The organism is Variovorax fucosicus, from assembly GCF_030316825.1.
GTDB classification, from domain to species: domain Bacteria; phylum Pseudomonadota; class Gammaproteobacteria; order Burkholderiales; family Burkholderiaceae_C; genus Variovorax; species Variovorax fucosicus.
This window is the reverse complement of the sequence record NZ_JASZYU010000001.1, coordinates 943,399-955,481: the sequence shown is the minus strand read 5'-3', so window position 1 is coordinate 955,481 and position 12,083 is coordinate 943,399. Positions and strand designations below refer to the sequence as shown.

Here is a 12,083-nt window from a genome sequence, read left to right as displayed (position 1 = left end):
GTGCCTCCCATGAGTTTCAAGTCAAAAGTGCTGTTGGCCAGCCTGTTCGCTGCGTTGAGCGCCGCCAGTCTGATGGCCAGCGCGCAGACCATCCGGATCGCGAACCAGGGCGATGCGCTCTCGCTGGATCCGCATTCGCTGAACGAATCGCTGCAGCTCAGCGTCGACTCCAACGTTTATGAAACCCTGGTCGGGCGCAACAAGGATCTGAGCCTGGCGCCGCTGCTGGCCACCAGCTGGAAGCAGACCTCGCCCAATGTCTGGCGTTTCGAACTGCGCAAGGGCGTGCAGTTCCACGATGGCACGCCGTTCACTGCCGACGACGTGGTGTTCAGCTTCGTGCGCGCCAAGGGCGAAGGCTCCGACCTGCGAGCCACGCTGAGCGACATCAAGGAAGTGCGCAAGGTTGGCGACCTGGCGGTCGAGATCGAGACCGCCGGCCCGTTCCCGATCCTGCCCGACGTGATCTCGCTGACCATGATCATGAGCAAGAAGTGGTGCGAGGAGAACAAGGCCACGATGCCGGTCGACCGCCGCAAGGGCATCGAGAACACCGCTTCGTTCAAGGCCAACGGCACCGGCCCGTTCCGCGTGCGCGAACGCCAGCCCAATGTGCGCACCGTGTTCACGCGCAACGGCACCTACTGGGGCAAGATCGAAGGCAACGCGCAGGAAATCATCTTCACGCCGATCGCCAATCCATCGACCCGCGTGGCCGCGCTGCTGTCGGGTGAAATCGACGTGATGGAACCGGTGCCGGTGCAAGACATCGCCCGCATCAACGCCACGGCCAGCGCGCGCGTGATCGCCGGCGCCGAGCTGCGCACCATCTTCCTCGGCATGGACCAGAAACGCGACGAGCTCCTGTACTCGAGCGTGAAGGGAAAGAACCCGTTCAAGGACAAGCGCGTGCGCCAGGCCTTCTACCAGGCCATCGACATCAACGGCATCAAGCGCACCGTGATGCGTGATGCCTCGCGCCCGACCGCCTTGCTGGTCGGCCCCGGCATCAATGGCTGGAACGCCGAGCAGGACAAGCGCCTGCCCTTCGACGTCGACGCCGCCAAGAAGCTGCTGGCCGATGCCGGCTATCCGCAGGGCTTCGAAGTCTCGCTCAACTGCCCGAACGACCGCTACGTGAACGACGGCCAGATCTGCCAGAGCGTGGCCGCGAACCTGGCCAGGATCGGCGTCAAGATCAATCTCGTGACCGAGACCAAGGGAACCTACTTCCCCAAGATCCTGCGCCGTGACACCAGCTTCTACCTGCTCGGCTGGACGCCCACCACCTACGACTCGCACAACGCGCTGAGCTCGCTGACCGCATGCCCCGATGACAAGGGCACGGGCCAGTTCAACCTGGGCGCCTACTGCAATCCCAAGCTCGATGCGCTGACCAAGCAGATCCAGTCCGAGTCCGACAAGACCAAGCGCAACGCCTTGATCAAGGAAGCGTTTGCGATGCATGCCGACGACGTGGGCCATCTGCCGCTGCACCAGCAGTCGCTGGCCTGGGGTGTCAGCAAGAAGGTCGAGCTGACCCAGCTTGCCGACAACTTCATGTTCTTCAAGTGGATGAGCATCAAGCCCTAACGATGACGCACCCCTGGCACGCACCCTGCGTGCCGGGTCGGTTGTATGAAAAAAACGCTCGCCCGTTGGCTCGACAGCGATGTCGGCCACAGCTTCCGCAATTCGCCGATGGCGATTGCGGCGGCTGTTATCGCTTTTATCTGCGTGTTCAGTGCCGCCTTCGCGGGCTGGATCGCGCCCCACAACCCTTACGACCTCGCCACGCTCGAGCTCAGTGACGCGCGCCTGCCGCCGGCCTGGATGGCCGAGGGTTCGCGCAAATACCTGCTTGGCACCGACGACCAGGGCCGCGACATCGTGTCCGCACTGATGTATGGCGCGCGCGTCTCGCTGGTCGTCGGTTTTGTCTCGGTGCTGTTGTCGATGCTGATGGGGGTGACGCTCGGGCTGCTCGCGGGTTTTCGCGGCGGCTGGGTCGATGCGTTCCTGATGCGCCTGTGCGACGTGGTGCTGTCGTTCCCCGCGATTCTGGTGGCGCTGCTGATCGCCGGCGTCGGCCGCGCGCTGTTTCCCGATGCGCACAACACGGTCGCTTTCGGCGTGCTGATCCTTGCCATCTCGCTCACCAAATGGGTCGACTACGCCCGCACCGTGCGTGGTTCCACGCTGGTCGAACGCAACAAGGAATACGTACAGGCCGCGCGCGTCACCGGCGTCTCGCCGCTGCGCATCATGCGCAAGCACGTGCTGCCGAACGTCATGGGCCCGGTGTTCGTGATCTCGACGGTGCAGGTCGCGACCGCGATCATCACCGAGGCGACCCTGTCCTTTCTGGGTGTCGGCGTGCCGTCGACGTCGCCCTCCCTGGGCACCCTGATCAGCAATGGCAACCAGTTCCTCTTTTCGGGAGAGTGGTGGAGCATCGTGTTCCCTGGCGCTGCACTCGTCCTGATTGCGCTGAGCGTGAACCTGCTCGGCGACTGGTTGCGCGACGCAATGAATCCGAGGCTGCACTGATGTCCAGGCCACTGCTGGAAGTCCAGAACCTCGTTGTCGAATTCCCGGGCCGGCGCGGCACGCTGCGCGCGCTCGACGACATTTCGTTTTCCATCGCGCCGGGTGAAATCCTCGGCGTGGTGGGCGAATCGGGCGCCGGCAAGTCACTCACCGGCGCCGCCATCATCGGCCTGCTGGAGCCGCCCGGCCGCATCGCCAGTGGGCAGATCCTGCTGCAGGGCGAGCGCATCGACCATCTCAACCATGCGCAGATGCGCCACATCCGCGGCCGGCGCATCGGTGCGATCTTCCAGGATCCGCTGACCTCGCTGAACCCTCTCTACACGATTGGCCGGCAGCTCACCGAAACCATTCGCGCGCATCTGCCCGTCACCGAAGCCGAAGCGCGCAGGCGTGCCATCGGCCTGCTCGAAGACACCGGCATTCCGGCGGCGGCGCAGCGCGTCGACCACTACCCGCACCAGTTTTCGGGCGGCATGCGCCAGCGCGTCGTGATTGCGCTCGCGCTGGCGGCCGAGCCCACGCTGATCGTGGCCGACGAGCCCACCACCGCGCTCGACGTGTCGATCCAGGCGCAGATCATCACGCTGCTCAAGCGCCTGTGCCACGAACGTGGCGCGGCCGTGATGCTGATCACGCACGACATGGGCGTCATCGCCGAGACCTGCGATCGCGTGGCCGTGCTGTACGCAGGCCGCGTGGCCGAAATCGGCCCGGTGCACGAGGTGATCCATGCGCCCGCACATCCCTACACCGGCGGCCTGATGGCAGCCATTCCCGACATGACGATCGAGCGCGAACGCCTCAACCAGATCGACGGCGCGATGCCGCGCCTCAATGCGATTCCGACCGGTTGCGCCTACAACCCGCGTTGCCCGCGCGCCTTCGACCGCTGCACGAAGGAGCGGCCCGACCTGATCGCGGCCGGCGCCACGAGCGCGGCCTGCTGGCTGCACGATGCCACGCACGGCGCAGGGGTGGCGGCATGAGCGCGGTTCTTCAGAACGCAGGTGCGGCCGCGGCCACCGACACCGCACCGCTGGTCGTCGCCCACGACATCGCCAAGACCTTCGACGTATCGGCCCCCTGGCTCAACCGCGTCATCGAGCGGCAGCCACGGCTGCTGCTGCATGCGGTCGACGGCGTGAGCTTCACCATTCCGCGCGGGCAGACGCTGGCGCTGGTCGGCGAATCCGGCTGTGGCAAGAGCACCGTGGCGCGCCTGCTGGTCGGGCTCTACAACCCGAGCCGGGGCCATGTGAACTTTGCCGGCGAGGACGTGCACAGCACCTTTGCGTCAGCGCGCGGGCGCGCGTTGCGCCAGCGCATCCAGATGATCTTCCAGGATCCGTACGCGAGCCTCAACCCGCGCTGGACGGTCGAGGCGATCGTCGGCGAGCCGGTGGTCGAGCACGGGCTGGTGATGGACAAGGGCGCGCTGCGCGACCGCGTCGGCGAACTGCTGCGCTCGGTCGGCCTGAGCCCGCTCGACATGGTGAAGTACCCGCACCAGTTCTCGGGCGGCCAACGACAGCGCATCTCGATCGCGCGTGCCCTCGCCACTGCGCCCGAGTTCCTGGTGTGCGACGAGCCGACCTCGGCGCTCGACGTGAGCGTGCAGGCGCAGGTGCTCAACATCATGAAAGACCTGCAGCGCGAGCGAGGCCTGACCTATCTCTTCATCTCGCACAACCTCGCGGTGGTGCGCCATGTGAGCGACCAGGTCGGCGTGATGTATCTCGGCCGGCTGGTCGAGGTGGCCGAGAAGCGCACGCTGTTCGCCACGCCGCGGCACCCGTATACGCGCATGCTGCTCGACGCGATTCCGCAGATGCACGCGACCGGCCGCGCCCGCACGCCGGTGCAGGGCGAGGTGCCGAACCCGCTGTCACCGCCGGCCGGCTGCGCGTTCCATCCACGCTGCCCGCACGCCAACGCACGCTGCTCGGCCGAGCGGCCGAAGCTGCAGAACTTCGAAGGCATCCAGGTCGCCTGCCACGCGGTGGAAGAGGGACGTATCTAGCGACTGCTATCAATTTGATAGCTGATTGCGCTCATCCCACGGGCGCTTCGGTCCGGGTTTGATCTCCGGACAGCGCCAGCGTCCAACCGCAGGCGCGAAAGACGTCAGCGGCCGGCTGGCATGCGCCACAATACGGCCCGTGAACACCCTGGGGAGGCCATCGCGCAGCAACGCCATGCAACTGCGGCATGTTGAGTCACGCACGGGCGTGCGCTGGCTGCGCGAGGGGTTCTTCACCTTCATGCGCCAACCCGTGGTGCCCTTTGTGCTGGTCATGGCGTACTTGCTGCCCGTGCACCTGCTGTCGCTTGTCTCGCCCGCCTTGAGTCGGGCCTTCGAGGGCGCGCTGGCCCCCGCGATGACGCTGGCGCTCATGGCCGCCACGGCCAGCCTGCTGCAGGCAGGGACCTCGACACGGCAAGTATTCCTCTCGGCCCTCCAGGCCACGCGCACTCGCATTCGTCCGCTGGCGGTGCTGGGCCTCATGCATGGCGCCGCCCTGCTGCTAGCCGGAAAGGCGGCATTGGCATTCGCCGGCGCTCTGGCTTCCGACACTGCCGACCTGAGCACGACCATTCCCGGCTCAGCTGCAAGTCCAACGGTCGTCACGGGCTTGCTTTTTTACTACCTCCTGAGGTCGCTCGTGATCCTCATGTTCTGGCATGCCCCCGGGCTGGTGCACTGGCATGGCGTCGCGCCCGTCAAGAGCCTTTTCTTCAGCACAGTGACTTGCCTGCGCAACCTTGGCGCCATGGCGGTGCTGGGCCTGGCGTGGGGCGCGGGCCTGGCGGCGCTTGTCGCGTGGATGAGCTTCGTCACCACCAAGACCGCGACACCCCTCGCCGGCCCCATCGACATGCTGGCCGGCAAGATGGCCGTGTTTGTGGTCGTCGTGGTGCTGGAGGCCGTGGTGCATACCGCCGTGTGGTTCAGCTTCAAGGACTGCCTGCGGGCACGTGGGGCCGATGGGGCAGCGGCAGAGTGATACGAAGCTGCCCCCGTGCGATATTTTTGAAGGCCGAAGGGCCTGCGTGATTGTGGCCACCACCTCAGGCGCTCTGCACTTCGTAACCAGCCTTCAATCAAGAATTTTTCAGGGAGAACAACATGGAAGCCGCCTACTACGCCCTCATCAAGCAATACCTCACCCGCCAGATCAACGATTTCGGCGACAACCTGCTGGGCAACACGATGAGCTTCGTGTCCGTCATCGCGCTGCTCGTGCTGACGCTCATCATCCTGACCAAGGGTTTTCGCATCGTCACGGGCCGCTCCCAGGAATCCCTGATGGGCCTGGTGCTGGAGATGAGCCGCAACGCGCTCATCGTGACCGCCGCCACCACCATGGCGCTGGGCAACATCCCGATCAAACAACTGCTGCTGACGGACTTGCCCAATGGCATCAACCACCTGGTCACGGGAAGCGACGATTCGCCGGAGAAGTCCATCGACAAGAACCTGGTCTACATCGCGGTGACCATGGCGGCCATGGACGGCGCCCAGGGCCTGAACGCCGGCATCAGCGCCGAGAACGTGGCCTCGGCCTCCAGCGCCAAGATGGTCGCCGCCCTGGGCGTGGCCGGCCCGCCCATGACGGCCGGTGCCATGCTGCTGATGTACACCTTCGCGATCAACTTGTTCGTGGGGCTGGGGCCGATCTTCATCCTGTGTCTGCTGCACGATGCGACCAAGCAACTGTTTCATGGATGGCTCAAGTACGGTCTGGCCACGATGTTCAGCCTGGCGGTGCTCAGTTTCATGACCTCGGTGATCATGGAGATGATGTTGAAGGTGGCGGTGGCGCTGTGGTCGGCCAGCGCCATCAACACCCTGCTGGGCCTGGGCGATGGCGGCGCGGGGCTGACCAGCCAGGCGATGCAGCAAGGCGGCATTGGGTTGTTGATGACGGTGCTGCTGGTGACCGCGCCACCGATGGCGGCGCAGTTCTTCGGCGCGACGATCGGTACCTTCTATTCGTTCTCACAGCTGGGTGGGGCGTCTGGAGGGGGCGCGCAGGCCAATGCGACGGGGATGCCGGGGCAGGTTGGGTATCAGCCGGCGAACGCCCCCGCGCAGACGAACCAAGGGACTGGATCTACAGCCAACCTTCCTCCTGTTGCCCGTACCTCGACAGAGCCCCCGCGCGATGAGATCAGGACAGCTTCTGTTCCTCCACCGCCTCCATCGAAGGCACTCAAGGTTGCTGGGGAAGCGTGATGAGCACGCTATCGCTGACGCGCAGCTTGACTGGGTTACTGCTGGGCGTGGTGGTGAGTTTTACGGTGCAAGCTGAAGGTGGCAGTTGCCCAAACGGGTACTACCCCATAGGCGGACAGGGGACGATGGGATGCGCGCCGCTTCCCAATGGGGCCCAGCGTGCAGTTCCCCAACGACCCGCCGAGGTTTGGCAAGATCGGTATGGGGCGATCTATCTGGACTTGCCAAAAGGCGCAATGGGAACCTCCACAAGCTTGGCAAGCCGCGCAGCGTCGGAGCAAGCAGCCATTGCGGATTGCAAGGCCAGGGGTGGGATCGATTGCAAGCAAGAAGCGTCGTATGGCAATGGCTGCATCGCCTTTGTGATTGATGACAATTGGCATGGGGCCGTTTTTCGCAAGAACCTAGATGCCGCCAAACAGCAAGCCATGCGTGACTGCCAAGGTGTCGCTGGCAACGCCAACTGCCACGTCTACTACACCGACTGCAGCCAGCCGGTCCGGATTCAATAGCCATCATGAGGCGTCTCATCCCCGCGCTCGCCATTTTTCTTGCCCTCACCACCACCGCCTGCGGCCAGTCCATGAAAAAGCCCGACATTAAGCTCAATCCGCATCCCAAGATGCGCTATGAGGTCACGCTGACCATTGAAGATGCGCCGGGGCCCTTTGATGTCATTGACGGGTCGTCGGGCTACGACGTGTCGAACGATCGCTGTGTGCCACTGGAACCCTTCAGCGGCGCCCGGCCTACCCCCGAAAAATCCCTCCCGATCGCCCTGACCCGCGTGAGCGACAGGGTCTACAAGGGCACGCTCTACGTGGATCATCTGAAGGACGAGGACTACTTCGGCCTCGGCGTGTGCCGCTGGTCGCTGACCTCTGTGGGTTTCGGGCTGCGGGTCGGGAACCTGATATTCAGCCATTCCCTTGATCTCGATGAAGTCCTGGCGGGGAAGTCCGTGCCCAGGTATTTCAATAAGCACTCTTTTGTCAGCGAATACGCCAAGGCGAAGCCAGATGGTCATCCGCTCATCACCAGTGGCAATGCACACCGCTCTGACTTCAAGGAAGACTCGAACAACACCTTCTCGACGACTCTGTCTGCCCAGGAGAAATTCGAATGACGATCACGTCGACGGACTATGCGTTGCTGGCAGAGCATTCATACAGAACCCCAGAATCTGATCCGAGGAAAAGAGAGGTCATTCTGGACGGTGCGAAATACAAGATCTTCGACCACACCGACAACCCGGCGACTGGCTTCCAGGCCACGGCCTACCAGCGCGTCGACACGGGCGAGGTGGTGATCGCCTATCGCGGCACCGAGTTCGGCCGCGAGCCCGTGCACGATGGCACCGTCGATGCGGGCATGGCCCTGGCCGGCATCAATGCCCAAGCGCCCGATGCGCGAGTCTTCACGCACAGGGTGCTGGCGCTGGCCAAGGCCGATTCGCAGCTGACCCCTCACCCCCTCAACGTCACCGTCACCGGCCACTCCCTTGGCGGCACGCTGGCCGAGCTGGAGGCCCACAAGTTCGGCCTCAAGGGCGAGACCTTCAATGCCTTTGGCGCGGCCGGTCTGGTGCATGGCGTCCCGAAAGGCGGGCATCAGGTTATCAACCATGTTCGGGCCGGCGATCCGGTGAGCGCGGCCAGCGCGCATTTTGGCGAGGTGCGCACCTATGCGGCGCAGCAGGATATCGACACGCTGGGCAAGGCCGGCTACCGAGAGGATGGCGGGACGGTGAGTGCGCGCAATCCGATCAAGGCGATCGACTTCGGTGCCCACTCGATCGACAACTTCGTGCCCAACAGCCAAACGTTGGGGCAATCGATCCTCTCGCCGGAGAGCCAAGCACGCTATCGGGCGCACCACAGCATGATCGATCGGTACCGCAGCGATGTGTACGACGCTCGTGCCATCGCATCGGTTCCGCTGCAAACCGGGATGCAGGCCGGCCAGGCGGTCGGTCATGGTGTGAACGCAGTCGGCCACGCCGCCGGGCTAGCCTACGATGCCACGCGCGATGCGGCAGTCAAAGGCGCCCAGCGGGCAGGACAAGCACTGGATCAGGCCGGTAAGGCGCTCCACGATCGCGCCTCCCAAGCCGTTGACAAGCTCACCCGTCCCGGTTCATGGCTCGGCAGTCAGGCCGATCCGACTCCTCTTGTTCCCCTTCTCTCTGACCCTGCCCATCCCGGCAACGGACTGTTCAAGCAAGCCCAAGCCGGCATGCAGGCGATCGATGCCAAGTACGGACGCCTATCGGATCATCAAACCGACAACGCCGCAGGCCACGTGGCAGTCAAAGCGCAATGCGCCCGCATGACGTGCATCGAGATCATGGAATTGGGTGGCACCAAGGGCGACAAGATCATTGCCATACAAGGCTCGCCGGGAAGCGTGCATTCCAAGCTGATCGACGTGCCGACGATGGTGGCGCTGAACACGCCGCTTGCGGAGAGTTCACGAGCTTTCGTCGAGGAGCAGGCCCAACAACAGCGCCAACAGCGGGCGCAGCAGCTGAACCAGCCTGCTCCAATGCAAAGCGGGCCGGTTCTGGCTTGAGCTCGCTTGTCTAGAACTCAGGCACTTTCGGCTATTGTTCTTCGCCCCAGGCGAAACCGTCGCGGGCAATCATCGCGCTCGACGCGCTCGGCCCCCACGTGCCGGCCGCATAGGGGCGCGGGCCGCCATCCGTGCCCCAGCTGTCGATCAGCGGCTCGACCCAGCGCCAGGCTTCTTCCTGCTCGTCGCTGCGCACGAACAGGTTGAGGCGGCCGTCGATCACGTCGAGCAGCAGCCGCTCATAGGCGCCAACGCGCTCGGTGCCGAAGCGCTTGTCGAAGTCGAGGTCGAGTTGCACCGGTGCCAGTGGCAGCATGCCGCCGCGCACACCGCCCTTGGTGGTGACGCGCTGATCCTGCGCCTGTGCCAGCAAGTGCAGTTCGAGCCCGTCCTTGGGCTGCAGGTTGATGACCAGCCTGTTCGCCACGCCGGCTGGCGTGCGAAAGATGGCGTGCGGCGTGGGGCGGAAATTGATCTCGATGCGCGCGTCGCGCGAGGCCAGGCGCTTGCCGGTGCGGATGTAGATCGGCACGCCGGCCCAGCGCCAGTTCTCGATCTCGGTGCGCAGCGCGACGAAGGTTTCGGTGCGGCTCTCGGGGTCGACGCCGGGCTCGTCCCTGTAGCCGGGCACGCGCTCACCGTAGGCGGTGCCCGCCGTGTACTGGCCGCGGATCGCCTGCAGGCCCAGAGTCTCGGGCGTCCAGCGCGCCAACGAGCGCAGCACCTTCAGCTTCTCGTCGCGGATCGCGTCGGCGTGCGAGTTGATCGGTGGCTCCATCGCAATCGCACAGACCAGTTGCAGCGCGTGGTTCTGCACCATGTCGCGCAGCGCGCCGGTCTGGTCGTAGAAAGCGCCGCGCTTCTCGACGCCAAGGTCTTCCGCGATCGTGATCTGGATGTTGGCAATGTGCTCGCGGCGCCAGATCGGCTCGAACAGCGCATTGCCGAAGCGCAGCGCAAACAGGTTCTGCACCGAGGGCTTGCCGAGGTAGTGGTCGATGCGGAACACCTGGTTCTCGTGCAGCACCTTGCCGACCGCCTCGTTGATCGCGCGGTTCGATGCGAGGTCGTGGCCCAGCGGCTTTTCGAGCACGATGCGGGTGTTCGGGCCATTCAGGCCGGCCGCGGCGATCTGCTGGACCGTTTGCGTGAAGAGAGCCGGCGCGGTCGCCACGTACATCACGATGTTGCCCGCGTTGCGCGACTTCAGCATGTCGGCGAGCTGCGCATAGTCGGCCGGTTTGGAGAGGTCGAGCCGCAGGTAATAGAGCATCGACGCGAACGCCTTGAACTCTTCTTCGGTCGGGCGCTTGGCGCCTTCTACCGCCTTGAAGCGCGACTGGATCAACGCGCGGTACTGGTCGTCCGACAGGTCATCGCGCGCCACGCCGATGATTCGCCCGCCTTCGGGCAGGCTGCCATGGCGGAAGGCCTGAAACAGCGCGGGCATGAGCTTGCGCCATGCGAGGTCACCGGTGCCGCCGAACAGAACGAGGTCGAAACTCATGAAAGATATCCGTGTGGTGGAGGAAGCTGAATCAGCCCGTCACTTTAATGGTACTTGTACGGATGCTCGATACGCAGCGCCACGACTATGCTCACGCGCGGCCCGCCGGGCCATTTTTTTTTGAAGGCGAGGGTCGAATGAAGAAGCTTCTGTGCGCGGCAGCGCTGGTGGGCATGTCGTCGCTGGCATCGGCGCAACAGGTTAACGTGATCTGCTCGGTGCAGGCTGACTGGTGCAACATGATCGCCACGGTCTATGCCCGCACCACCGGCGTCAAGATCAACCTCGCCCTCAAGGGCTCGGGCGAAGCACTGGCCCAGCTGATCGCCGAAAAGGACAACCCCAAGACCGACGTCTGGTTCGGCGGCACCGGCGACCCGCACCTGCAGGCGGCCGAATCGGGCCTCACGCTCGAATACAAGTCGCCCACCTTGTCGCAGCTCTATCCCTGGGCCCAGCAGCAGGCGCAGCAGTCGGGCTTCAAGACCGTCGGCATCTACTCAGGCCCGCTGGGCTTTGGCTACAACACCGAGCTGCTGAAGAAAAAGAAGCTGGCCGTGCCCCAGAGCTGGGCCGACCTGCTCAAGCCCGAATACAAGGGCGACATCCAGGTCGCCAACCCGGCTTCGAGCGGCACCGCCTACACGATGATCGCCACGCTGGTGCAGCTCATGGGCGAAGAGAAGGCCTTCGACTACCTCAAGGGCCTGCACAAGAACGTCGGCCAGTACACGCGCTCGGGCACTGGGCCGATCAAGGCGGTGGCGCGCGGCGAAACCGCGGTGTCGATCAGCTTCGTGCACGACGCGCCGCAAGAGCGCATGCAGGGCTTCCCGGTCGAGACCGTGACGCCCGCAGAGGGCACCGGCGCCGAGATCGGCTCCATGAGCATCGTCAAGGGTGCGCGCAACCTGGCAGAGGCCAAGAAGTTCTACGAATGGGCGCTGACGCCCCAGGCCCAGACCTTCGGTGCCGCCGCCAAGCAGTTCCAGCTGCCGTCGAACAAGGGCACCGTGGTCGACGCCAACGTGCCCGACTTCAAGAAGATCAAGATGATCAACTACGACTACGCCAAGTATGGCGCCAGCGCCGAGCGTCGGCGCCTGATTGCGCGCTGGGAGAAGGACGTCAACTCGCTGCCGCGCTGATGTTGCCCCCACGCCCGGCACTTCGTGTGCTCGCTGCCCCCCGAGGGGGCAGCACCCCGCCTTGGTG

11 protein-coding genes are annotated in these 12,083 nt (G+C 64.6%); 10 read left to right on the top strand and 1 reads right to left on the bottom strand.

Annotated elements, in window-relative coordinates:
- The first annotated feature begins 9 nt into the window (after positions 1 to 9).
- From QTI05_RS04505 to QTI05_RS04465, 9 genes are all read left to right on the top strand, one after another.
- Positions 10 to 1,593, top strand: coding sequence for an ABC transporter substrate-binding protein (locus QTI05_RS04505; RefSeq protein ID WP_286623068.1), 1,584 nt, complete (start codon positions 10 to 12; stop codon positions 1,591 to 1,593).
- Between the two features lie 45 nt (positions 1,594 to 1,638).
- On the top strand, positions 1,639 to 2,550 hold the full coding sequence (locus QTI05_RS04500; RefSeq protein WP_286541820.1) for an ABC transporter permease: 912 nt from the start codon (positions 1,639 to 1,641) through the stop codon (positions 2,548 to 2,550).
- A complete protein-coding gene (locus QTI05_RS04495; RefSeq protein WP_286623067.1) occupies positions 2,550 to 3,539 on the top strand; it encodes an ABC transporter ATP-binding protein in 990 nt (329 codons plus the stop codon). Before QTI05_RS04500 ends, QTI05_RS04495 begins: the two co-directional genes overlap by 1 nt.
- Positions 3,536 to 4,573 carry an ABC transporter ATP-binding protein gene (locus QTI05_RS04490; RefSeq protein ID WP_286623066.1) on the top strand — a complete coding sequence of 346 codons (1,038 nt, stop codon included), beginning with the start codon at positions 3,536 to 3,538 and terminating at the stop codon, positions 4,571 to 4,573. The genes QTI05_RS04495 and QTI05_RS04490 overlap by 4 nt, the downstream gene beginning before the upstream one ends.
- Positions 4,574 to 4,748: 175 nt before the next feature.
- Positions 4,749 to 5,558, top strand: coding sequence for a BPSS1780 family membrane protein (locus tag QTI05_RS04485; RefSeq protein WP_286623065.1), 810 nt, complete (start codon positions 4,749 to 4,751; stop codon positions 5,556 to 5,558).
- 122 nt (positions 5,559 to 5,680) lie between these two features.
- Complete coding sequence (locus QTI05_RS04480; protein ID WP_286623064.1) at positions 5,681 to 6,790, top strand: TrbL/VirB6 family protein; 1,110 nt, start codon at positions 5,681 to 5,683, stop codon at positions 6,788 to 6,790.
- Complete coding sequence (locus tag QTI05_RS04475) at positions 6,790 to 7,302, top strand: DUF4189 domain-containing protein (RefSeq protein ID WP_286623063.1); 513 nt, start codon at positions 6,790 to 6,792, stop codon at positions 7,300 to 7,302. The genes QTI05_RS04480 and QTI05_RS04475 overlap by 1 nt, the downstream gene beginning before the upstream one ends.
- Positions 7,303 to 7,307: 5 nt before the next feature.
- Positions 7,308 to 7,916: a hypothetical protein gene (locus QTI05_RS04470; RefSeq protein ID WP_286623062.1), complete on the top strand. Its 609-nt coding sequence runs from the start codon at positions 7,308 to 7,310 to the stop codon at positions 7,914 to 7,916.
- Positions 7,913 to 9,361, top strand: coding sequence for an XVIPCD domain-containing protein (locus QTI05_RS04465; protein ID WP_286623061.1), 1,449 nt, complete (start codon positions 7,913 to 7,915; stop codon positions 9,359 to 9,361). The genes QTI05_RS04470 and QTI05_RS04465 overlap by 4 nt, the downstream gene beginning before the upstream one ends.
- Positions 9,362 to 9,392: 31 nt before the next feature.
- On the opposite strand, the gene zwf is transcribed toward QTI05_RS04465, so the two are convergent.
- Positions 9,393 to 10,868: a glucose-6-phosphate dehydrogenase gene (gene zwf, locus QTI05_RS04460; RefSeq protein WP_286541823.1), complete on the bottom strand. Its 1,476-nt coding sequence runs from the start codon at positions 10,866 to 10,868 to the stop codon at positions 9,393 to 9,395.
- A gap of 137 nt (positions 10,869 to 11,005) precedes the next feature.
- On the opposite strand from zwf, the gene QTI05_RS04455 reads away from it, so the two are divergent.
- The gene (locus QTI05_RS04455; protein WP_286541824.1) at positions 11,006 to 12,016 is read left to right on the top strand and encodes an ABC transporter substrate-binding protein; all 1,011 of its coding nucleotides are present in this window, start codon (positions 11,006 to 11,008) and stop codon (positions 12,014 to 12,016) included.
- Positions 12,017 to 12,083: the final 67 nt, after the last annotated feature.